This window comes from Acidovorax sp. sif1233 (assembly GCF_019218755.1).
Classification (GTDB): domain Bacteria; phylum Pseudomonadota; class Gammaproteobacteria; order Burkholderiales; family Burkholderiaceae_C; genus Acidovorax.
The window spans coordinates 178,739-200,197 of the sequence record NZ_JAHUWZ010000004.1; the positions used below are offsets into that span (position 1 = coordinate 178,739).

Annotated in this window: 19 protein-coding genes; 5 read left to right on the forward strand and 14 right to left on the reverse strand. The window is 68.4% G+C overall.

The genetic code is table 11. The features are described 5' to 3' along the window. The first annotated feature begins 63 nt into the window (after positions 1 to 63). Positions 64 to 1,092: an ABC transporter substrate-binding protein gene (locus KW843_RS15240; RefSeq protein WP_218295999.1), complete on the forward strand. Its 1,029-nt coding sequence runs from the start codon at positions 64 to 66 to the stop codon at positions 1,090 to 1,092. A 51-nt stretch (positions 1,093 to 1,143) separates the two neighbouring features. Here KW843_RS15240 and KW843_RS15245 read toward each other — a convergent pair whose 3' ends face one another. From KW843_RS15245 to KW843_RS15290, 10 genes are all read right to left on the reverse strand, one after another. Then, a complete protein-coding gene (locus tag KW843_RS15245) occupies positions 1,144 to 2,667 on the reverse strand; it encodes a DegQ family serine endoprotease (protein ID WP_218296000.1) in 1,524 nt (507 codons plus the stop codon). Between the two features lie 204 nt (positions 2,668 to 2,871). Continuing rightward, positions 2,872 to 3,861: a catalase gene (locus KW843_RS15250; RefSeq protein WP_218296001.1), complete on the reverse strand. Its 990-nt coding sequence runs from the start codon at positions 3,859 to 3,861 to the stop codon at positions 2,872 to 2,874. Between the two features lie 76 nt (positions 3,862 to 3,937). Then, a complete protein-coding gene (locus KW843_RS15255; protein WP_218296002.1) occupies positions 3,938 to 5,050 on the reverse strand; it encodes an aldose epimerase family protein in 1,113 nt (370 codons plus the stop codon). A gap of 21 nt (positions 5,051 to 5,071) precedes the next feature. Next, a complete protein-coding gene (locus KW843_RS15260) occupies positions 5,072 to 6,010 on the reverse strand; it encodes a DMT family transporter (protein WP_218296003.1) in 939 nt (312 codons plus the stop codon). A 261-nt stretch (positions 6,011 to 6,271) separates the two neighbouring features. Then, on the reverse strand, positions 6,272 to 7,846 hold the full coding sequence (garD, locus tag KW843_RS15265; protein WP_255594786.1) for a galactarate dehydratase: 1,575 nt from the start codon (positions 7,844 to 7,846) through the stop codon (positions 6,272 to 6,274). 45 nt (positions 7,847 to 7,891) lie between these two features. Beyond that, positions 7,892 to 9,184: a TRAP transporter large permease gene (locus tag KW843_RS15270; RefSeq protein ID WP_218296005.1), complete on the reverse strand. Its 1,293-nt coding sequence runs from the start codon at positions 9,182 to 9,184 to the stop codon at positions 7,892 to 7,894. Positions 9,185 to 9,401: 217 nt separating this feature from the next. Beyond that, positions 9,402 to 9,890 carry a TRAP transporter small permease gene (locus KW843_RS15275; protein ID WP_218296006.1) on the reverse strand — a complete coding sequence of 163 codons (489 nt, stop codon included), beginning with the start codon at positions 9,888 to 9,890 and terminating at the stop codon, positions 9,402 to 9,404. A gap of 71 nt (positions 9,891 to 9,961) precedes the next feature. After that, entirely contained in the window at positions 9,962 to 10,939 is a 978-nt protein-coding gene (locus KW843_RS15280; RefSeq protein WP_218296007.1) for a TRAP transporter substrate-binding protein, read from the reverse strand. 57 nt (positions 10,940 to 10,996) lie between these two features. After that, positions 10,997 to 11,893: an SMP-30/gluconolactonase/LRE family protein gene (locus tag KW843_RS15285; protein ID WP_218296008.1), complete on the reverse strand. Its 897-nt coding sequence runs from the start codon at positions 11,891 to 11,893 to the stop codon at positions 10,997 to 10,999. 8 nt (positions 11,894 to 11,901) lie between these two features. After that, entirely contained in the window at positions 11,902 to 12,720 is an 819-nt protein-coding gene (locus KW843_RS15290) for an NAD(P)-dependent oxidoreductase (protein ID WP_218296009.1), read from the reverse strand. 128 nt (positions 12,721 to 12,848) lie between these two features. Here KW843_RS15290 and KW843_RS15295 point away from each other — a divergent pair, with 128 nt between their 5' ends. The 3 genes from KW843_RS15295 (at position 12,849) to KW843_RS15305 (ending at position 16,038) form a co-directional block, all read left to right on the forward strand. Next, positions 12,849 to 13,577, forward strand: a complete 729-nt coding sequence (locus KW843_RS15295; protein WP_218296010.1) for a FadR/GntR family transcriptional regulator — start codon at positions 12,849 to 12,851, stop codon at positions 13,575 to 13,577. Positions 13,578 to 13,914: 337 nt separating this feature from the next. Then, on the forward strand, positions 13,915 to 15,354 hold the full coding sequence (locus KW843_RS15300) for an aldehyde dehydrogenase family protein (protein WP_218296011.1): 1,440 nt from the start codon (positions 13,915 to 13,917) through the stop codon (positions 15,352 to 15,354). Positions 15,355 to 15,720: 366 nt separating this feature from the next. Continuing rightward, positions 15,721 to 16,038 (forward strand): hypothetical protein, encoded by a 318-nt coding sequence (locus tag KW843_RS15305; RefSeq protein WP_218296012.1) that lies wholly within the window; start codon positions 15,721 to 15,723, stop codon positions 16,036 to 16,038. A gap of 94 nt (positions 16,039 to 16,132) precedes the next feature. Here KW843_RS15305 and KW843_RS15310 read toward each other — a convergent pair whose 3' ends face one another. Then, a complete protein-coding gene (locus tag KW843_RS15310) occupies positions 16,133 to 17,767 on the reverse strand; it encodes an iron ABC transporter permease (protein ID WP_218296013.1) in 1,635 nt (544 codons plus the stop codon). 125 nt (positions 17,768 to 17,892) lie between these two features. On the opposite strand from KW843_RS15310, the gene KW843_RS15315 reads away from it, so the two are divergent. Then, positions 17,893 to 18,957 carry an ABC transporter ATP-binding protein gene (locus KW843_RS15315; RefSeq protein WP_218296014.1) on the forward strand — a complete coding sequence of 355 codons (1,065 nt, stop codon included), beginning with the start codon at positions 17,893 to 17,895 and terminating at the stop codon, positions 18,955 to 18,957. Between the two features lie 24 nt (positions 18,958 to 18,981). Here KW843_RS15315 and KW843_RS15320 read toward each other — a convergent pair whose 3' ends face one another. The 3 genes from KW843_RS15320 to KW843_RS15330 all read right to left on the reverse strand — a co-directional run bounded on the left by KW843_RS15320 (position 18,982) and on the right by KW843_RS15330 (position 21,372). Further along, positions 18,982 to 19,371, reverse strand: coding sequence for a thiol-disulfide oxidoreductase DCC family protein (locus KW843_RS15320; protein ID WP_218296015.1), 390 nt, complete (start codon positions 19,369 to 19,371; stop codon positions 18,982 to 18,984). After that, complete coding sequence (locus KW843_RS15325) at positions 19,368 to 19,928, reverse strand: DUF4166 domain-containing protein (protein ID WP_218296016.1); 561 nt, start codon at positions 19,926 to 19,928, stop codon at positions 19,368 to 19,370. Before KW843_RS15325 ends, KW843_RS15320 begins: the two co-directional genes overlap by 4 nt. A gap of 211 nt (positions 19,929 to 20,139) precedes the next feature. Beyond that, a complete protein-coding gene (locus tag KW843_RS15330; RefSeq protein WP_218296017.1) occupies positions 20,140 to 21,372 on the reverse strand; it encodes a Yip1 family protein in 1,233 nt (410 codons plus the stop codon). Between the last annotated feature and the right edge of the window lie 87 nt (positions 21,373 to 21,459).

Here is a 21,459-nt window from a genome sequence, read left to right on the forward strand (position 1 = left end):
CGTCGGGCCCACTGCCCGACCCTCAGTTCGATCCATACCAACAGAGAACAAGGAGCAAGATCGATGGCATTCCACAAGATTCGGTTCATTTCCGCCGCGGCCGTGCTGGCCGCGCTGTCGGCAGGCGCCCAGGCACAGGGCGCGGTCAACGCGCTGTGCAGCACCGACGCCCCCTGGTGCGAAGCGGCCGCCAAGGAGTTCACCAGGAAGACCGGCATCAAGGTCAACCAGGCCCACAAAGGCACGGGCGAGATCGCGGCCCAATTGCGCGCCGAGGCCAACAACCCCAAGACCGACATCTGGTGGGGCGGCACGGGCGACCCTTTCCTGCAAGCGGCCGAGCAGGGCCTGCTGGCCGAATACCGCCCGGCCTACCTGCATGACCTGCACGGCTGGAGCGTGCGCCAGTACGCGATGTCGGGCCACCAGGTGGGGGGCTTCTACAGCTCGGCCATCGGCTTTGGCTACAACACCGAGACGCTCAAGAAGAAAAAGCTCCCCGAGCCGCAGTGCTGGGCCGATGTGATCAAGCCCCAGTACAAGGGCGAAGTGGAAATCTCGCACCCTGCCTCCAGCGGCACGGCCTACACGGTGATCGCGGGGCTGGTGCAGCTCATGGGCGAGGAGAAGGCCTTCGACTACCTCAAGGCGCTGCACAAGAACACCACCACCTACACCCGCAGCGGCCAGGCGCAGGCACCCAACGTGGCCAAGGGCGAGGTGGGCGTGGGCATTACCTTCATGTTCAACTTCGAGAAGTGGAAGGCCGACAAGTACCCGGTCAAGACCCAGGCGCCTTGCGAAGGCACCAGCTACGAGGTGGGCGGCATCGCGCTGGTGAAAGGCGCGCGCAACATGGAGAACGCCAAGAAATACTACGACTGGCTGATGAGCCCCGAAGGCCAGGCCGTGGGCGCCCAGGTCGGCAGCTACCAGGTGCCCGCCAACAAGAGCTTCAAGATGGACCCGCGCATCCCGACGCTGGACAACGTCAAGCTCATCAAATACGACTTCGAGAAATACGGCAAGGCCGCAGAGCGCAGGCGCCTGATCGACCGCTGGACCAAGGAAGTGGAGGCGCTGCCGCGCTGATGCGCGCAGCCCGCCGCAGGATCTTTTCCGACGGCGGGCCGCCCCCACGGCCTACCCCAGGCGCACCGGCACGAAGATCTTGTCGCCGTTGCGCTCGATGAGCAGCGCCACCGACTTGCCCGCCTTGGCCATGGCCGTGCGCACCTGCTCGATGTTCCGGGCCGGCGCGCCGTTGATGGCCAGCAGCACATCGCCCGGCTGCACACCGGCCGCCGCGGCGGGGCCCCGCGCCTGCTCGATCACCAGGCCCTCGCTCACGCCCACCTCGCGGCGCTCCTGCGGGTCCAGCGGGCGCAGCGACAGCCCCAGCTGGCCCTTGCCCACGGCATCGTCGTTGCGCGCCTGCTTGCTGGCCTTGTCGCTGGAATCACCCAGCGTGGCGGTCAGCTCTAGCGGCTTGCCCTGGCGCCACACCGAGAGCCTGGCCTGCTGGCCCGGCTGCGCCTGCCCCACCCAGGCGGGCAGGTCGCCCGAGGCCACGATGGGCTGGCCGTCCACCTGGCGGATCACGTCGCCGGCCTGCAGGCCCGCCTTGTCGGCCGGGCTGCCCTTGCTGACGCTGGCGACCAGCGCACCCTCGGGTTTGTCGAGCGCGAACGATTCCGCAAACGCCTGGTTCACCTCCTGCACGGCCACACCGAGCTGCGCGTGGCGCACCTTGCCGGTGGCGACGATCTGGTCCTTGATCTTGGCCGCCAGCTCGATGGGGATGGAGAAGGACACGCCCTGGTAGCCGCCCGAGCGGCTGTAGATCTGCGAGTTGATGCCCACCACCTCGCCGCGCGCATTGAACAGCGGCCCGCCCGAGTTGCCGGGGTTCACGGCCACATCGGTCTGGATGAAGGGCACCAGGCTGTCGTCGGGCAGCGAGCGGCCCTTGGCGCTGACCACGCCCGCCGTCACGCTGTTCTCGAAGCCGAAGGGCGAGCCGATGGCCAGCACCCATTCGCCCACCTGCAGGTCGCGCGTGCTGCCCAGGCGCACGGTGGGCAGGTTCTTGGCGTCGATCCTGAGCACGGCCACGTCGGTCTTGGGATCGGAGCCCAGCACCTTGGCCCGGAACTCGCGCCGATCGGTGAGCTTGACGATGACCTCGCTCGCGCCCTTGACCACATGGGCGTTGGTCAGCACCAGGCCGTCGGGGCTCACGATGAAGCCCGAGCCCTGGCCGTGCGTGGGCACGTTGGGCTGGCCCTGCGCACCCCCGCCGGGAAAACCGAACTGGCGGAAGAACTCGTAGAACGGATCGTTCGGGTCGATCTGCGGGCCCCGGCGCTGGCGCGCTGTGGGCCGCCCTTCGTCATCGTCCTCGTCGTCATTGGCCATCGCCGTCTTGGTGCTGCCCGTCACGCTGATGTTGACGACGGCAGGGCCGTTCTGCGCGGTGATCTGCGCGAAGCTGGGCAGCGCGCCGCCCGGGGCCGCCGGGGTCTGGGCCACGATGGGCGCGGAGGGAGTCAGGGCCCGGGCCTGGTGCCCCGTGATGAGGCCCGCGCCGGTGGCACCCACCGCGCCTGCGGCCACCAGGGCCAGGATGAGGCGGCGGGGGGTGGAGGTCAGCGTCGTGGTGTTCATGGTGTGGTGCCTTTCCCATCGGAGTTGCGATGGAGGGCAGTGTGGGCACCAACACTTAGACGAAACTTAGAGCCGGGAACGCGCCAGGCTCGGCGCGTCGAACGTTGCCGCCTGTTGTGGTGCTCCTCCTCGTGCTGCCTGCGACACGGCGCCCGGCCAGAACCGCTTCGGCGGGCTTTGCGAGCCGCTTCGGGGCGACTCAGGCTACACCGCCCCGCGCCCCTTCTGGCTCTCGAAGTACACCACCTTGCGGGCGCGCATCACGTCGCCCAGCGGCCGGTGCGCCGCCAGTGCCTGCCAGGGGTCGAAAACGGCGGCCTCCACCTCGGCGGCCAGCGCGGGGTCGGCCGCAGGATCCTGCCGGGGCAGGGTCAGCCGGGCCACGGTGGTGTAGGGTGTGGGCCAGTCCACGCTGGCATCTTCGATGGGGGTGGTGGCCTCGTCCACGAAGGGCTGCAGTTGCAGGTCCCACACCAGGTCCTGCTGGCGCAGGCGGGTCGAAAACTCGGCGTTCCAATCGTCCTGCACCTGGGTGACCGGCGCGCCATTGGCGACATGGGGCACCAGACGCACGCGCACCGCATAGGGCCCACACGCGATGGGCGCGGCACTGTGCACGGCATGGGCGGCAAAGCCGCCGAAGGGCCGGCCGAAAGTCTTGGCCGTCTTGGCGATCTGCCTGGCGGCCCCCAGCAGCCCGTGGCGCTGCACCAGGAACTTGATCAGCGCGCCGCCGCCATGCGAGGCAGCCACCACAAAGTCCACGAACTCGCCGCTTTGGGGAAAGGCGAACTTCTCCTGGTTGATGAGCGTGAAGTCCTGGCTTTTGGCGGGCCCGTTGCCCAGGGCGGAATCGCCCTTCACCCCCAGCACGCTGAACGAAAAGCCCCGGATGTCGGGCTTGCGGTCGGAGGCCTTGTCCATGCCGCCATTGCTCAGCCGCACCCGCACGTCGTACTGTGCGGGCTGGGCAAACAGCCCGTGGGACGCAAACGCAGGCAGATCGCCCAGCACCTGCAGCTGGCCCCGCGCGGCGGTGAGCTGCTTGCGGTGCAGGCCACGGCCGTTGCCGTACTTGTGCGACTTGCGCGCCTGTAGTTCGGCGAACTGGCGCGCATACCCGGCAAAGCGCCGGGCTTCGTCGGGCGCCACCACTTCCTTCCAGTCAGTGCTGGGTGCAACGGTTGTATCCATGAGCGACCTCGGTTGAAAGCCAGGTGGCATGGTAGCGCGACCTGCCGAAAATCGGGACCCTCGCCGGCCACCGCGCTCAGAGGCCGCGAAACCGGTACACGATCGCGCCCCGCACCACCTCCCCGGGCGCCAACCAGCGCATGGGAAAGGCGGCGTGGTTGGGCGCATCGGGGTACTCCATGGGTTCCAGGCAGATACCGTCACCCGGCTGCCAGAGCCAGTTGCCCTGCCGCGCGCCACGGCCCCGGTCCCGCGCCGGGTCCGCCTTCAGGCCATGGCCCGCATAGACCTGCACGCCGGGCGCTGTGCTCCAGACCTCCATCGCACGGCGGCTGACGGGCTCGCTCAGCAGCGCGGCCAGCCGAAGGCCCGACGGGGTGATGGATGACACGGGCGGCGCACGGGATGCATCCGGCTCGTCCAGCACCAGGTAGTGGTCCAGCCCGCCGGCCTGGGCCAGTTGTTCGCTGGGCACCGCCACAGCATCGCCCACGCGGCGGGCCTCGCGAAAGTCGAATGGCGTGCCCAACACGCCAGCCAGCGCGCCCGTGGGGCACACGTCGGCGGCCAGCGGCACATAGCGGCTGGCGGGCACCTGCAGGGTGTGGCCGTGGGTACTGCCACGGCCCGCCAGGTTGAAGAACGCATGCCCGGTGAGGTTCAGCACGGTGGGTGCGTACAGCGCCTCGGCCGTCCAGGCCATGTGCAGCGCGTTGTCGGCCGTGACCTGCAAGCGAAGCTGCAGGCGCACCGTGCCCGGCACACCGTCGTCTTCGGTGCGAAAGGTGTGGCCCAGGGTGAGCGCATCGGCCCGCACCTCCTCCACCGCAAACACCTGGAAGCGGCTGCCCCGGGGACCGCCATGGTGGTGGTGGGGACCGCTGTTGGTGGGCAATTGCAAAAGCGAACCATCCGGCAGGGTCAGCTTGCCTGCGCGCAAACGCCCGGCCCAGCGCCCGATCAATGCGCCCATGGAGAGCTGGCCGTCCAGGTAGCCCTGCAGGCTGTCGTAGCCCAGCGCCACATCGGCCAGGCCACCCTGCCCGTCGGGCACCGCCACCTGCACCAGGCGGGCGCCGTAGTTGCTCACGGCCACCTGCAGCCCGCCCGCGCCACGCAAGGTGAACAGGTCGGTGCGCTGGCCGTGGAGCTCTTGTTGAAACGCTTTGCGGGAAAGGGAGTAAGCCATGGCCGCAAGTTTAGGTGGCATCTATTTGGCGGCGGGTGGCGCGGCTGGCGCATCGCGCGTCACCAGCCAGATGCCCGCGCACACCAGCACCAGGGCCAGCAGGTTCTTCCACTCCCACAGCGCCTCGCCCAAAAACAGTGCCGACAGCGCCGCGCCAAAGATCGGCACGGTGAAGTTGAACACCGTGACCTGGCTCACGCGGTTGTGTTTGAGCAGGATGCTCCACAGCGAGAACGCGGCCGACGACAACAGCGCCAAGTACACCAGCAGCGCGGCCGAGCCCCAGGTGAAGCCCGAGAGCGAGCCCCCCAGGCCCCAGCCGAGGGCCAGCAGCGCGGCGCCACCCAGTCCCAGTTGCCAGCCTGTCATCACCACAGAGTCCATGCGCTGCGAGACCTGCTTGCCGTAGATGCTGGCGGCAGCCAGCACCAAGGCCGCGATCACCACGAAGCCTTCGCCCAGCAGCGTGAAGTCCATGTCCAGCGTACCGCGCCCCAGGTTGACCACCATGACGCCCGCGAATCCCACCACACAGCCCCAGAGCTTGGCGTGGCTCAGTCGGTCGTTGTGATAGACCCAGTGCGCCAGCAGCACGCTGAAGAACGTGCCCGTGGCATTCATGATCGAACCCTTGACCCCGGTGGTGTGCGCCAGCCCCACGTAGAAGAACACGTACTGCAGCGTGGTCTGCGCCAGGCCCAGCACCACCAGCTGTCGCCCTGCTGCAAAGCCCAGGCTCCAGACGGCCTTGCGCATGGCCACGGCCCAGGCCAGCAGGATCAGCCCCGCCCCCAGGAAGCGCCAACCGGCGAATACCAGCTGCGAGGGAATGTCGCTCCTGGCAATGCCAAACCAGGCGTAGCCGGTCTTGATGGCAGGGTACGAGCTGCCCCACAGCAGGCAGCACAGCAGCGCCAGCGCCACGACGACCTTGCGGTCGGAAAATCGGATGTGACCCATGTGAAATCGTGTCTCTCTAGTGAAACAGCCCGCGCTAAGACGGGCTGTTGAGGGGTGTTCAAGCGCTCAGGGACGCAGGCTGCAAGAACGACATTTCAATGATTCATTTACCTATGCCTCACCCCGCCGCATGCAACGGGCGCGGGCCAAGCCAGAGCTCCCGTGCAAGGGCCGCCCCGCCGCGCTGGGAGCGTCCCCCTCCCGGATTGCGCAGCAATGCGAGAGAGGGGGAAGGCGCGAAGCGACTCAGGGGGTGTCACTTCAAGTCACCGGCGCGGGGTTGAACAGCACCAGCGCGTTGTGCAGCTTCCACTGCTCGGCCCAGGTCTTCTTGCGGCCGCTGGCCACGTCGAGCAGCAGGTGGAACATCTCCCAGCCCAGGTCTTCAATGCTGGCCTCGCCGTCGGCGATCTTGCCGGCGTTGATGTCCATCAGGTCATTCCAGCGGCGGGCCAGGTCGGTGCGCGTGGCCACCTTGACCACGGGGCATTCGGCCAGGCCGTAGGGCGTGCCCCGGCCGGTGGTGAACACGTGCAGGTTCATGCCAGCGGCCAGCTGCAGCGTGCCGCAGATGAAGTCGCTGGCGGGCGTGGCGGCGTACACCAGGCCGCGTTGGTCACGGTGCAGCTTCTCGCCCGGGGCCAGCACGTGCGAGATCGGAGCAGTGCCGCTCTTGATGATGGAGCCCATGGCCTTCTCGGCGATGTTGGACAAGCCACCGGCCTTGTTGCCCGGCGTGGTGTTGGCGGCGCGGTCCACGCGGCCCCGGTCGAGGTACTGGTCGTACCAGCCCAGTTCGCGCACGATGGACTGGGCCACTTCGGGCGTGGCGGCGCGGCTGGTGAGCTGCTCCACGGCATCGCGCACCTCGGTGTTTTCACTGAACATCACGGTGGCGCCGGCGCGCACCAGCAGGTCGGCGCAAAAGCCCACGGCTGGGTTGGCGGTGACGCCCGAGAACGCATCGCTGCCGCCGCACTGCACGCCCAGCACCAGCTCGCTGGCGGGGATGGTCTCGCGGCGGCGGGCGTTCAGCCGTGTGAGGTGCGGGCGCGCGCTTTGCACGATGTGGTCGAGCATGGACATGAAGCCCACATGCTCTTCGGCCTGCAGGCACACGGTCTCCGGGCCCAGCGCCGCATCACGCTCGTCGGTGATGGGAAAGCTGCCCGGGGGCAACAGGCGGTCGGGCTGGAGCTTTTCGCAGCCCAGGCTCACCACCATGACCTCACCCCCAAAGTTGGGATTGAGGCTGATGTTGCGCAGGGTGCGGATGGGGATGATGGCGTCGGGCGCATCGATGGCCACGCCGCAGCCATAGGTGTGCTCCAGGCCGATCACGTCATCCACCTGCGGGTACAGCGGCAGCAGCTCCGCCTTGATGCGGCGCACCGCCAGGGCCACGACCCCCGCCACACACTGCACGGTGGTGGTGATGGCCAGGATGTTGCGCGTGCCCACCGAGCCGTCTGCGTTGCGGTAGCCCTCGAAGGTGTAGCCCGTGAGCGGTTCGAGCACGGGCGACTTCACGGTGGCCATGGGCAGACCTTCGAGCGCGCGGGCCGAAGGCATCTGCAGCAGGCGCTCGTGCACCCAGCTGCCTGCCGGGATGGGCTTGAGCGCGTAGCCGATGGGCACGTTGTAGCGGCGCACCACCTCCCCTTCGGCCATGTCCGTCAACGCCACCTTGTGGCCTTGGGGCACCTTGTCGCGCAGGGTGACGCCCGCGCCCGGCACGCCCTCGGGCAGCACCGTGCCTGCGGGCAGGCCACCGTCGTTGGCGACGATGGCGACGTTGTCGTCCGCGTGCATGCGGATGGTGAGGGGTTCTCGCATCGGGTCGTTCACTTCATGTCCGCTTCGTGTTTTGCACGGCCGTGCTCATCCACCGGCCTTCAGCACCAGGTCCGGCAACCACATCGAAAACTGTGGCACGTAGGTCACCAGCATCAGCGCCACGATGAGTGCGCTGTAGAACGGCCAGATGGTCTTCATCACCTCGCCCACGGAGATGCCGCCGATGGTGCAGCCGATAAACTGCGTGGTACCCACCGGCGGCGTGTTCAGGCCCAGCGCGCAGTTGATGAGCATGACGATGCCGAACTGCTCGGTGGTCATGCCGAATTGCTGGCAGATGGGCAGGAAGATGGGCGTGCAGATGAGGATGGTGGCCGCCATGTCCAGGAAGGTGCCGAGCACGAACAGGATGATGTTCACGCACAGGAAGATGACCCAGGGCGAGGTGCTCATGGACTTGAGCGCATCGCCCGTCAGCTCGGCCACGCCGTACAGGCCGATGAGGTAGCCGAACATCGAAGAGATGCCGATCAGCAGCAGCACGGTGCCCGTGGTCTTGACGGCCTTGGAGGCGGCCTTGAGGAACTGTTCGCGCGTGAGCTTCTTGTAGACGAAGACCGACAGCACCAGGGCCCACACCACGGCCACCGAGGCAGATTCGGTGGCCGTGAACGCCCCCGACAGAATGCCCGCGATGATGATGACCACCACCGCCAGCCCGGGGACTGACGCTCTGAAGGAGATCCACACGATCTCCCAGCCGGGGAAAGTGCCCGCAGGGTAGCCGCGCTTGACGGCCACCAGGTAGGCCGCCAGCAGATTGCACACCGTGAGCAGCAGCGCCGGCACGATGCCCGCGAGGATCAGCGCCGCGATGCTCACCTTGCCGCCCGCGGCCAAGGTGAAGATGATCAGGTTGTGCGACGTGGGCATGAGCGCGCCCACCAGCGAGGCGTGCGTGGTCACGTTCACCGCATAGTCGGCGTGGTAGCCCTCTTTCTTCATCTGCGGGATGAGCACGGCGCCCATGGCGGACACGTCGGCCACGGGCGAACCCGACACACCGCCGAACAGCGTGCAGGCGAGCACATTGCTCATGCCCAGACCGCCGCGCACATGGCCGGCCACGCTCTTGGCAAAGTCCACGATGCGGTCGGCGATGCCGCCGTACATCATGATCTCGCCCGCGAAGATGAAGAACGGGATCGCCAGGAACGAAAACGGATTCATGCCCGAAATCATCTGCTGGAAGCCCACGGCCAGCGGCAGGCCTTCATACAGGATGGTGGCCAGCGACGACAGGCCGATGGAAAACGCCACGGGCACGCCCAGCAGCAGCAGGAGCGTGAAGGTCACGCACAGAATGGTCAACGCCATGATGGTGGAATCTTTACAGGAACGTTAGGGTGCTGGGCGGTACGCAGGGATTGCTTCGATCGTCCCCGGGGCGCTCCGCATGCGGCGGGCGTGACCCAGGCCAGGGCAGCCGAGCCAGGGCCGCCCCGCCGCGAGGGCTGCGTCCCCCTGCCCGCGTGGCGCAGCCATGCGAGAGCGGGGGGAAGCGCTGAAAGCGCTCAGGGGGGTGTGCTTCATCTCAATGCCAGGCGGGCTCGACCTCTGTGCCGCGGACCAGGGCAATGATGTGCTCCAGGGAGAACATCGCCACCAGCACGCCAGCGAGCGCGGGGGGAACGTACTTGAACGCTTCGGAGATGCCGAGCGTGGGAATTTTGTAGGGCGCCACGGACTCGGCCAGCACGCCGCAGTTCCAGGCCATGACCACGCCGAAGACCAGCACCAGCACGTGGATCACGATTTCCAGCTTGTGGCGCAGCCAGTCGGGCGCCAGTACCAGGAACGATTCGAGGCCGATATGGCCCGCGTCACGCACACCCACCGCCATGCCCAGCATGGTGACGTACAGCACCAGCAGCACCGCGCCGCTTTCGGCCCAGGTCGGCGTGTTGTTGAAGATGTAGCGGCCGATGACCTGGTAGAGCACGGCGCAGACCAGCAGCACCAGCCCCGCCACCCCCAGTTGCAGACAAGAGCGCGCGATGAAGGCGCAAAGACGCGTGTACATAGAGAACATTCAGAAGACGGAAGGAGGGACCCGCCGCAGGATGCACGGCCCTGCGGCATGGAACGCCAGGATTACTGCACCGCGTCGATGCGCTTGACCATGTCCTGGAGCTTGGGGTCCTTCAGGAACTTGTCGTACACCGGCTTCATCGCCGTCTTGAAGGCCGCCTTGTCGATCTCCACGATCTGCGCGCCGCCGGCCTTGACGGTGGCCAGGGACTTTTCTTCACGCTCGTCCCAGATCTTGCGCATGAAGCCCACCGATTCCTTGGCGGCGGCGCGGATGGCCTTCTGGTCGTCGGCGCTCAGCGTGTCCCACACGCGCTTGCTGAACAGCAGGATCTCGGGCGCCATCGAGTGCTCGGTCTTGTTGAAGTACTTGGCCACTTCGAAGTGGCGCGAGCTTTCGTAGCTGGGGTAGTTGTTTTCGGCGGCGTCCACCAGGCCGGTCTTGAGCGCGGTGTAGACCTCGCCGAAGGGCATGGGGGTGGCGTTGGCGCCCATGGCCTCGAGCAGGGACACCCACAGGTCGCTCTGCTGCACGCGCACCTTCAGGCCCTTGACGTCGGCCAGGGTCTTGACGGGCTTCTTCACGGTGTAGATCGAGCGCGCGCCGCTGTCGTAGAAGGCCAGGCCCACGAAGCCCTGCGATTCGCAGTCCTTCAGGATCTCGTCACCGATGGCGCCATCGAGCACCTTGCGCATGTGTTCCTTGTCGCGGAACAGGAAGGGCATGGTGGGCACCATGGTGGCGGGGCAGATGTTGTTCATGGGCGCGACGTTCACGCGCGTCATGGCGATGGCGCCCAGCTTGGTCTGCTCGATGGTGTCCTTCTCGATGCCCAGGGAGCCCTTGGCGTACACCTTGATGCTGTGCTTGCCGCCCGTGGCCTTGGACAGCGTCTCGCCCATGTGGCGCACGGCCAGCACGGTGGGGTAGTCCTCGGGGTGGATGTCCGACGAGCGGAATTCCGTGGCCTGCGCGGTGAGGCCGCCGAGCACGATGCTGGCGGCAAACGCCACGCGGCCCATCAATTGGGGAATTTTCATGGTTGTCTCCTGGGTTGAAGTGTTGTGAATGGGGGAGAGTTCCGAAGCCTGTTGTCTTCAGGCGCTCCGATAGGGTGTTTCCGGCAACCCCGCCACGCCGGGGCGGGTGGCAAAAATGGCGCCGCCCAGCGCCACGTCGTCGCCCTGGGGCTGCCCGGGGCGGATGGAGGTGATGAACAGCACGTCCAGCCCCGGGCCGCCGAAGCTGCACATCGAGGGCTTGCTGGTGGGCACGGCGATGGACCGGTCCAGGCGGCCGTCGGGCGTGAAGCGGTGCACCACGCCGGCGTCGTTGCCGCAGATCCAGTAGCAGCCGTCGGCATCCACCGCGCCGCCGTCGGGCCGGCCGGGCAGATCGCGCATGTCCACGAACAGCGAGCGTTCGCCCAGGGACCCATCGTCGTGCAGCGGCAGCTGCCAGATCTGCTGCACGCTCGGGTGGCTGTCGCTCAGGTACAGGGTCTTGCCGTCGGGGCTGAAGCCCAGGCCGTTCTGCGTGACCAGTCCCTGCACCTGCGGTGCCGACAGGCCGCGCTGCGCGTCCATGCGGTACAGGTTGCCCGCGGCCTGCGCCAGCGACATGTCGCGCACCATGGTGCCCGCCCAGAAGCGGCCCTGGCGGTCGCAGCGGCCGTCGTTGAAGCGCATGCCGGGCCGGGGGTGGTCCACGCCGGCCAGCAGGGTGGCGGCCAGGGTGCCCCCCACTTGGGGCTGCAGGTGAAAGACGCCCGTGTCCATGCCTGCGATCAGCCCGCCGGCCGCATGCAGCGCGATGCAGGCGGGGCGCTCCACCGTCTCCCAGCTTTGCACGCGCTGGTCCGCATAGGTCCAGCGGTGCAGCTGGCGGCCTTCGATGTCCACCCAGTAGAGCGCCTGCTCGGCGGGGCTCCAGACGGGGCTTTCGCCCACTTGGTCGCGGTGGTCGGGCAGCAGCAGGTCCACGGGGGGCGTCATCGGGGCGCTCATTCGAAAGGACCCGTGCGCACGAACGGGCCGCCCTGGTAGATCACGGCGGGGTCGGTCAGGTCGGGGAGCGGGTCGGCCGCCTCGACCTTGGCGCGGAAGGGCTCGGAGCTGTCCTGCGGCCGGTAGCCGATGTGGCGCGCCAGCGTGTTGTCCCACCAGGTGGTGGTGTTGTCGCCCATGCCGTAGATGGTGCTGTGGCCCACCACCGGAGCGGTCAGGCTGGCGACCACCAGGCGCTCCAGGTCGTCATAGCTCATCCAGGTGGCGAGCATCCGGCGGTTGCGGGGTTCCGGGAACGAGGAGCCGATGCGCAGGCACACCGTCTCGATGCCATGGCGGTCGAAGTAAAAACGGGAGAGGTCTTCGCCAAACGCCTTGGACAGGCCGTACAGGCCGTCGGGCCGGGCCGGGTCCTTGAGGCCCACCACCTCGTCTTGCCGGTAGAAGCCGGTGACGTGGTTGGAACTGGCGAACACCACCCGCTTGACGCCCTGCTTGCGCGCCGCCTCATACAGGTTGTAGGCACCGATGATGTTGGCCTGCAGGATTGGCTCCCAGGGCTGTTCGGTGGACACGCCGCCCAGGTGCACCACGGCATCGACCCCCTCCAGCAGCGCGAGCATGGCACCGGCATCCTCCAGCCGCGCGGGGCGCACCTCTTCCCCCGCGCCTTCCTGGCCCAGGTCGGCCACGTCGGACAGGCGCAAGGTGCCGCAGTAGGCTTTCAGGCGCGTGCGCAGCTCGCGCCCCAGCCCCCCGGCCGCCCCGGTCAGTAACAAGCGTTGGAAACGGATGGCGGTGGGATGGCAAGGCATGGCGGTTACAAAGGCGGGGGTTCTTGGTACAGTGGCAACAGATTCTGTTGAACGTCATCAGTTGTCGTACAACAAAAATGCAATGTACTGCTTCTCCCCACGGCGCCACATAGGGATAACACCAAGAGATGAACACCGATACCGCGCTTCGCCGCAAGCCTCGCACCCTGGCCCTGGAACTGGTCGATTCCCTGGGGGACCGCATCCGCGATGGCAGCCTGGCACTGGGCGACAAGCTCCCCACCGAAGCGGCCATCATGGCCGAGTTCAGCGTCAGCCGCACCGTCGTGCGCGAGGCGATTTCCAAGCTGCAGGCCTCCGGCCTGGTGGAAACACGGCACGGCATCGGCACCTTTGTGCTGGGGCTGGGGCAGGCACCGGGCTTCAAGATCACCCCCGACCAGTTCAGCACGCTGCGCGACGTGATCGCGGTGCTGGAGCTGCGCATCGGCGTGGAAACCGAGGCGGCCGCATTGGCCGCCCAGCGCCGCACCGAGGCCAACCTGAAGGCCATGCGCGAGGCGCTTGATGCGGTGGCCGCCGCCGTGGATGCCGGCCGCGACGCGGTGGCGGCGGATTTCCAGTTCCACCTGGAAATTGCGCGCGCCACGCAGAACAGCCATTTCGCCGAACTGATGGGCACGCTGGGCAGCATGATCATCCCGCGCGCGCGGCTGGCCTCACCGGATTCGGGGGACGATGAACGGCGCCAGTACCTGCGCCGCGTCAATGGCGAACACGAAAGCATCTACGACGCCATCGTGGGCCAGGACCCCGACGCCGCGCGGGCCGCCATGCGCACCCATCTGGCCAACAGCCGCGAGCGCAGGCGGCGCGCGCAGGCCGAGGCGAGTTGACGCGCCCGCGCCGTGGGCATCGGCCCCCTCCTCTGCTTGATGCGAAGTGCCCGGTTGTCTCATCAGTACTAACCCGCGGGTCTGTGAGGCCTGATATGTTGTACGATGACATACAACAAGGCTTTCAAGCCCATTGGCCGCACGACGGCAGATGGCGGCCGGCACCTGCGGGCGAGCTGCCCGCGCCGCGCCACCGCCACCCGGCCTTGCGGTACGCTGCGCAGCCACAGCCCGTCGGCGCCCCGCCACGGGCCCTGGGTGCGGCGCGGCATTCCGCCGAGGGCAGGCACTGCCTTCCGCACACCCTTTTCACTTCACTCACCAACCCACCACAGCCATGCATGCAAACCTGATCGGCGGCGCCTGGACAGACGGCGTCCGCACCTATAGCAACACCAACCCCTCGGACACCCGCGACGTGATCGGCGACTACGCCGTGGCCAGCCGCGAGCAGGCGCTGGAGGCCGTGTCGGCAGCCCACGCGGCCTTCCCGGCCTGGAGCGTGTCCACGCCCCAGCAGCGTTTTGACATCCTGGACGCGGTGGGCAACGAGATCATCGCCCGCAAGGCCGAGCTCGGTGACCTGCTGGCCCGCGAAGAAGGCAAGACCCTGCCCGAGGCGATTGGCGAAGTGGGCCGCGCGGCCGCCATCTTCAAGTTCTTCGCCGGCGAGGCGCTGCGCCCCGGTGGCGAAGTGATGCCGTCCGTGCGCCCCGGCGTGGGCATCGAGATCACGCGCGAGCCCCTGGGCGTGATCGGCATCATCACGCCGTGGAACTTCCCCATCGCCATCCCGGCCTGGAAGATCGCCCCGGCACTGGCCTATGGCAACTGCGTGGTGTTCAAGCCCGCCGAAGTGGTGCCCGGCTCCGCCTGGGCGCTGGCCGACATCCTGCACCGCGCGGGCCTGCCGGCCGGCGTGTTCAATCTGGTGATGGGCCGCGGCTCGGACGTGGGCCAGGTGCTGCTGGAAGATGAGCGCATCGCGGGCGTGAGCTTCACCGGATCGGTGGGCACGGGCCAGCGCGTGGCGGCGGCCTGCGTGCCGCGCGGCGCCAAGGTGCAGCTGGAGATGGGCGGCAAGAACCCCTTCGTGGTGCTGGACGACGCCGACCTGGCCGTGGCCGTGGGCGCCGCCGTCAACAGCGGCTTCTTCTCCACCGGCCAGCGCTGCACCGCCAGCAGCCGCGTGATCGTGACCGAGGGCATCCACGACCGTTTCGTGGCCGCCATGGTCGAGAAGATGAAGACCCTGAAGGTGGACGACGCGCGCAAGGCCGGCACCGACATCGGCCCCGTGGTGGACGACCGCCAGCTGGCGCAGGACCTGGAATACATCGGCATCGGCCGGCAGGAAGGCGCCAAGCTCGCCTACGGCGGCGAGGCCCTGGAGAAGAACGCCGACGGCGCACCCGGCTTCTACCTGCGCCCGGCCCTGTTCACCGAGACCACGCCTGGCATGCGCATCAACCGCGAAGAGATCTTCGGCCCCGTGGTGAGCGTGTTGCGCGCGAAGAACTACGACGAAGCGCTGGCCCTGGCCAACGACACGCCCTTCGGCCTGGCCAGCGGCATCGCCACCACCAGCCTCAAGCACGCCACGCACTTCAAGCGCCACGCGCAAGCCGGCATGGTGATGGTGAACCTGCCCACGGCCGGCGTGGACTACCACGTGCCGTTCGGCGGCCGCAAGAGCAGCAGCTACGGCCCGCGCGAGCAGGGCCGCTACGCCGCCGAGTTCTACACGACGGTGAAGACCGCCTACACGCAGGCCTGAACCGGGGGCCTTCCCGCATCACCGGCCTTGCGGACGGTGGTGCGCGGGCACGGCGCACCACCCGCCGGGTTTTGAGCAAAATGGCTCGCAAGCGCTCATGGGTAAAGCGCTGACAGCTATTCTATTGATAGCAAACAATGCCCATGCTGGTGGCGGCGCGCCCGGCAACCGGGTGAGAGAACATGCCAGGGGCGGCACGCCCACCGTCCGCGAGCCGCCACGCGGCAGGGCCCGGCAAAGATAAAGCCGCAGGGCGGACTCCAAAAATGTATCCAATGGTTACACTGACGATGCCGCCTTGTTTCACGGGCGGCAGTGTCCATCCCTGCCCTCTCTTCTTCATCCCCCGCACGGGGAATCTGCGCCATGAAAATCTCCCCCCTCTTCGCCGCCCTGGCCCTTGTTCTTTCGGCCAGCAGCGCGGTGCACGCCGCAGATGACTACAACCGCCCACCCGCGGGCGACGCGCAGTTTCGCCAGTGCCTGAGCCATTCCGCCAAGGTCTACCAGGGCGGCAACGAAGCCAGCCCCATCAAGGGCCAGACCAAGGCCCAGGCGTGGTGCACCTGCATGTGGAACGAAACGCCCGAGGACTTCAAGGGCAACCTGGTGACCTTCTCCGAAACCCGCAAGGGCAAGGAAACCAACAAGCTGTGCGAGAAGCACGCCGACTGGAGCGAATGAACGAGCGCCCGGGCACTGCTCACATGCCCCATGAACAAAGCCGCCCTCGGGCGGCTTTGTTCATTGCGCAGGCGCCCGGAACGTGCTGACGGTCTCAGGCCCGGCTGCGCAGGGTGCGGCTGAGCAAAATCACGGGAACCAGCCCCACCGCCACCAGCGCCAGCGACGGCAAGGCCGCCTCGCCCAGCCGCTCGTCGCGCGCCAGCTGGTAGGCCACCACGGCGAGGGTGTCGCTGTTGAAGGGGCGCAGCACCATCGTGGCGGGCAGCTCCTTCATCACGTCCACGAACACCAGCAGCGCGGCGGCGGCGGTGGAACGCTTGAGCAGCGGCCAGTGCACGCGCGCCAGCAGCCCGCGGCTGCCGACACCCAGCATGCGGGCCGAGTCGTCCAGGCTGAGCGGAATGCGCGCGTAGCCGCTCTGCATGGACTGCAGGGCCACCGCGCAGAACCGCACGAGGTAGGCCCAGACGATGCCAAACGCCGTGGCGGTGACGAGCGCGCCCACGCCCCACTGCGGCATGGCCGCCTGCAGCCAGCCCACGGGCAGCAGCAGGCCCACCACGATGACGGCGCCCGGCACCGCATAGCCGACGCTGGCCAGCTGCACCACGCCGCGCGTGATGGGGTCGGGCTGGCGGCGCACCGCAAAGGCCAGCGCCAGCGCGATGGCCACCGCCAGCGCGGCCGTGATGCCGCCCAGGCGCACGCTGTGCCAGGCCCATTCCATGAAGCGCTCCCACGGCAGCACCGACCAGTCGGCCGCCAGCGGCCGCAGCATGAAGGCCACTGGCGCCACGAAACCCATGACCACCGGCACCGTGCAGACCGCCCATGCCGCCCAGCGGCGCGCTCCGCGCAGCGCCAGGGGCTGCGCCTCGGCCGAGCCCGCGCGCCCGCCGCCGGTGGCAAAACGCATGCGCTTTTGCGCACGGTGCTCCATGTGCAGCAGCACCATCACCACCACCAGCAGCATGGTGGCCAGTTGCGCGGCCGCCAGGCGGTTGTCCATGGACAGCCAGGCCTTGTAGATGCCGGTAGTGAAGGTCTGGATGCCGAAATAGCTCGCCACGCCGAAGTCGGCCAGGGTTTCCATCAGCACCAGCGCCACGCCGGCGGCGACGGCGGGGCGCGCCAGCGGCAGGGCCACCGCGCGGATGCGGCGCGGCAGCGGCGCGCCCAGCAGTCGCGCGGCCTCCATGAGGTGCGCGGCACGCTCGCCCAGCGCCGTGCGCGCCAGCAGGTAGACATACGGGTACAGCGAGAAGATGAACACCCACACCGCGCCGCCCAGGCTGCGCACTTCGGGCAGGAGGCGACCTTCGAGGCCGAAGGTGCTGCGCAGGCCCACCTGCAGGGGGCCGCTGAACTGCAGGAAGTCGGTGTACGCGTAGGCCGTCACATAGGCGGGCATGGCCAGCGGTAGCAGCAGCAGCCACTCCAGGGTGCGGCGGCCGGGAAAGTCGAACAGCGTCACGGCCGCCGCGGCGCTGGTGCCCACGATGGCGGCGCCCAGCGCCACCATCACGCTCAGCTGCAATGTGGTCCACACATAGCCGGGCAGCACGGTGGCGGCCATCTCGCGCAGGATGGCCCCGGCCTGGGCGTCGCCCGGGCCCGAGGGCGAGAACGGAAGCCACGAGGCCAGCACCGCCAGCACGGGCAATGCCAGAAAGCCTGCGAACAGGACCAGGGGAATGGTGCGAAAGGCGAAGGGCGTGCGGCGCAAGGGGCGGGAGCTCGGCAGAGGGGGTGGGAAGAAAACGCACACCCGCACGGACGGCAACCGGGCAACGCTCAGGAATGCAAATGCGAATTTTAAGCATTCACTCCCCTACCCCATAAAATGCAGACATGTTTCTTGAGGTCTCCCAACTCGAAGTGCGCTATGCGGGCCGTGCGCAGGCCGCGGTGCAAGGTGTCACGCTGGGCCTGCACGCAGGCGATATCGGCGTGCTGATCGGCCCCTCGGGCTGCGGCAAGACGACGCTGCTGCGCGCGGTGGCGGGGCTGGAGCCGGTGAGCGGCGGCGAAATCCGGTTGACCAAGGGCCTCGTGAGCAGTGCCGCGCTGAGCGTGCCGCCCGAACTGCGGCGCATCGGCATGGTGTTCCAGGACTACGCCCTGTTTCCGCACCTGTCGGTGGGCCGCAACGTGGCGTTCGGCATCCACGCGCTGCCCCGGGCCGAGCAGGCCGCGCGCGTGACCGAGGTGCTTCAGCTGGTGGGGCTGGAAGGCAGCGAGAACCGCTTTCCGCACGAACTCTCCGGAGGCCAGCAACAGCGCGTGGCGCTGGCACGCGCCCTGGCGCCGCGCCCGCAGCTCATGCTGCTGGACGAGCCCTTCTCCAACCTCGACGTGGACCTGCGCGAGCGCCTCGCGCACGAGGTGCGCGGCATCCTGAAGGCCGCGGGCGCCACGGCGCTGTTCGTCACGCACGACCAGTTCGAGGCCTTTGCCATCGGCGATGTGATCGGCGTGATGCACGAGGGCCGCCTGCACCAGTGGGACGACGCGTACACCCTGTACCACCGCCCCGCCACGCGCTTCGTGGCCGACTTCATCGGGCACGGCGTGTTCGCCCCCGCCACGCTGGTGCAGCGCGGCAACAACGTGGTGGCGCAAACGCCCCTGGGCGAACTGACCGACCTGGACGAATGCCCCCTGCCCGGCAGCTACCCCGGCGGCGAATGCGATGTGCTGCTGCGCGCCGACGACATCGTGCACGACGACGATGCGCCGGTGCAGGCGCAGATCGTGCGCAAGTCGTTCCGGGGCGCCGAATTCCTCTACACGCTGCGCCTGGCCAGCGGCCAGACCATGCTGGCCCACGTGCCCAGCCACCACGACCACGCCCTGGGCGAATGGATCGGCATCCGCGCGCAGGTGGACCATGTGGTGACCTTTCCCCGCGAGTGACGGCGTGCGCGGCCCGATGCCGCGTCAGTCCAGGAACCGTGTGGCCATCCCGGGCGCGGGCACCAGGCAGGTCTCGGAGCGCCCCCATATCCGGTAGCGATTGCGCGCCACCCGGCGGTAGAGCGCGTCGCGCACGGGCGCGGGCACCAGCCATCCCAACCAGGCCAGGCGCCAGGGCCACCCCAGGCGGTGCAGCACGCGCAGGATGGCCGCCGTGTGCTGCCAGCTGCGGCCACCCTCGATGACGAGCAGGGTCTGCAGCCCATCCACCTGCAGACCCACGCCGGCCAGCAGCCGCCGGCCGGTGGCGCCCTGCATGGAGGCGAAACGGATGCGCCCCGCGCGGTCGTGCCGCAGCAGGAACCGCACCCAGCCGTTGCACAGCAGGCACTGCGCGTCGAACACCACGATCATGGAGGAAGCCCCTCGGTGGCTGGCACGACCAGGTGGCCCCGGTAGTGAACCACCCGCCCCACCCACGGCACGGTGGCCTGCACGTGGAAATGCAGGGTATCGCCCCGCCCGGTCTCCTCGGCCACCACGCGCGGGCGCAGCCACGCGGGGCAAGGGATGCCCAGGAAATGCAGGTGCTGCAAGCGCATGACCAGCCGGCCCTGCTGTTCATCGAGCACGAAGCCCAGCCGCGCGGCCCCCAGATGCTCCACCACCCGGCCGCCGGATTCGCGCAGGGTGGAGCGCATGGTCCGCGCGGGGAAGCAACGCGTCCACACCTCGGCGCCGGGGGTGGCATCCAGCTCGAAGACGATGTCGCCCTGGACCGGACGCAGCGGCGCCCCCAGCGCCCACGCGAGCAGGCGGCCCATCGCGCCCGCCGGAGCCTCGACCACCACCTTGCCCCGAAGTCTGTGCCGGCCCGACAGGCTGTGAAACCGCGCCAGCGCAGGCGCCAGGCGCCCGAAGGCCGGGCCCATGGCGCGCTGGTACAGGGAAGCAAGGGTGGGAGCAGGCATGGGAAGGGGCAGGAAGATCTGGCGGCGCGCAGCGTCCGGCCGCACCGGCAAGGGAAACGAACCGGCAGGGCCCGCGCCTGCCCGCCAGTCTAGCGCGCGGACACCGGTTGCTTCGCAGGCCCGGACACGAAAAAAAGCCTGCGCGTGCCGGCTTGCCTGTGCAGGGGGCACGGTGCCCATGCCCGGGGCGTGGGCCGCGTACGCCGGGGCGTCAGGACTTGCCCTTGCGCTGCAGGCCCTCCAGGCCATTGAGGTCCACCTGGCCCAGGATGCCCCGCAAGTCCTTGACGCCCATGTGGTCGCCCTCGACGCTGACCACCAGCCCGTTCTTCAGGATGGCCTTGAGCTCGGCATGGCTGCCGTCCTTCTCGTAGCGCTGGTGCAGCGTGCGGCCGCCCTCCTGCCACGTCTTCTCGGCGCTGATCTGGTCTTCCTTCTCGCCCTGGGCCATGCCCATGGCCATCACCGCCATCTGGCCCAGGCCGCCGATGTCGGTGATCTCCAGGCGCACCTGCTTGCTGTCGCTGCCGTATTGCGCGCTGGCCTGGCTGGTGGGCAGGCCCAGCGCCGCGCCGTCCTGCACGTCGAAGCCGGTGCGCGGCAGGCCCCCCAGGCTTTCGGGCAGCGCGGCCTTGAGCGATTGCGCGGCAATGGCCTGGCCGCCCCCCAGCGCGCCCGCCGCGGCCGCTGCGGCCTTGCCGGTGGCGGCCGCGATGGCGGCGGGGTCCTGGCCCTTCTGGGCCTGCTCCAGCTGGCGCGCGGCTTCTTCCATCTTCTTGCCGGCAGCTTCCAGGCCGGCGGTGTCGATGGACACCTGCCCCTTGGGCGTGTTCAGGGTGACGCCAGGCGCCGCGGCGCCGCCGAACAGGCTTCCGCCACCGGGCATGAAGACCGAGCTGACGGCACCGATGACCACGCCCATGACGATGGCCGCGATGATGACGACCACGGTGTATGCCACCGACTTCTCCGGTGCGCTCTTCATCAGCACGGGCAGGCCGGTGTAGAGCAGGTAGATGGAATACAGCGCCGCCAGCAAACCCAGCATGGCCAGCGCCGGCAGCAGGCTGAACACCCCGCCCAGCATGGCGGCCGTGCTGGCATAGACCGCCACCTTGAGGGCCTGGATCTGGTTCTTCTGCCCCCCGAACGCAGGGGCGAGCGCATCAATGATGAGCGCGAGCACGAACACGCCCACCAGGCTGAGCACGTACGACACCACCATGTTCACCAGGCCGGAAACCAGGGGCACGCGAACGGTCACGCCAAAGCCGCCGAAGCCGATCAGCGACAGGCCGATGAAGCCGCAGACCACCGGGATCGCGGCCAGGATCATGTAGTAGCGGGTGAACAGGGTCGCCGCATCGGTGGATTCGGATTCGATGGCGACCCAGGTCTCCTTGGGTTGCAGAAGAATGCTCTTGGCGCGCTCAATCAGGTTCATGGTGCCCTCCCGGCAGTGTGAGTGGTGCCTGCTGCCGCCGTGCCGCAGGCCGAAAGACGCGGACGATACGGGAAATTGCCCGCAATT

Excerpts from the sequence above, each read along its gene's own strand:
- KW843_RS15250 (WP_218296001.1), bottom strand. The coding sequence starts at position 3,861 with ATGGATACAACCGTTGCACCCAGCACTGACTGGAAGGAAGTGGTGGCG.
- KW843_RS15300 (WP_218296011.1), top strand. The coding sequence starts at position 13,915 with ATGCATGCAAACCTGATCGGCGGCGCCTGGACAGACGGCGTCCGCACC.
- KW843_RS15285 (WP_218296008.1), bottom strand. The coding sequence starts at position 11,893 with ATGACGCCCCCCGTGGACCTGCTGCTGCCCGACCACCGCGACCAAGTG.
- KW843_RS15280 (WP_218296007.1), bottom strand. The coding sequence starts at position 10,939 with ATGAAAATTCCCCAATTGATGGGCCGCGTGGCGTTTGCCGCCAGCATC.
- KW843_RS15270 (WP_218296005.1), bottom strand. The coding sequence starts at position 9,184 with ATGGCGTTGACCATTCTGTGCGTGACCTTCACGCTCCTGCTGCTGCTG.
- KW843_RS15260 (WP_218296003.1), bottom strand. The coding sequence starts at position 6,010 with ATGGGTCACATCCGATTTTCCGACCGCAAGGTCGTCGTGGCGCTGGCG.
- KW843_RS15330 (WP_218296017.1), bottom strand. The coding sequence starts at position 21,372 with ATGAACCTGATTGAGCGCGCCAAGAGCATTCTTCTGCAACCCAAGGAG.
- KW843_RS15255 (WP_218296002.1), bottom strand. The coding sequence starts at position 5,050 with ATGGCTTACTCCCTTTCCCGCAAAGCGTTTCAACAAGAGCTCCACGGC.
- garD (WP_255594786.1), bottom strand. The coding sequence starts at position 7,846 with ATGCGAGAACCCCTCACCATCCGCATGCACGCGGACGACAACGTCGCC.
- KW843_RS15275 (WP_218296006.1), bottom strand. The coding sequence starts at position 9,890 with ATGTACACGCGTCTTTGCGCCTTCATCGCGCGCTCTTGTCTGCAACTG.
- KW843_RS15295 (WP_218296010.1), top strand. The coding sequence starts at position 12,849 with ATGAACACCGATACCGCGCTTCGCCGCAAGCCTCGCACCCTGGCCCTG.
- KW843_RS15315 (WP_218296014.1), top strand. The coding sequence starts at position 17,893 with ATGTTTCTTGAGGTCTCCCAACTCGAAGTGCGCTATGCGGGCCGTGCG.
- KW843_RS15305 (WP_218296012.1), top strand. The coding sequence starts at position 15,721 with ATGAAAATCTCCCCCCTCTTCGCCGCCCTGGCCCTTGTTCTTTCGGCC.
- KW843_RS15320 (WP_218296015.1), bottom strand. The coding sequence starts at position 19,371 with ATGATCGTGGTGTTCGACGCGCAGTGCCTGCTGTGCAACGGCTGGGTG.
- KW843_RS15290 (WP_218296009.1), bottom strand. The coding sequence starts at position 12,720 with ATGCCTTGCCATCCCACCGCCATCCGTTTCCAACGCTTGTTACTGACC.
- KW843_RS15245 (WP_218296000.1), bottom strand. The coding sequence starts at position 2,667 with ATGAACACCACGACGCTGACCTCCACCCCCCGCCGCCTCATCCTGGCC.
- KW843_RS15325 (WP_218296016.1), bottom strand. The coding sequence starts at position 19,928 with ATGCCTGCTCCCACCCTTGCTTCCCTGTACCAGCGCGCCATGGGCCCG.
- KW843_RS15240 (WP_218295999.1), top strand. The coding sequence starts at position 64 with ATGGCATTCCACAAGATTCGGTTCATTTCCGCCGCGGCCGTGCTGGCC.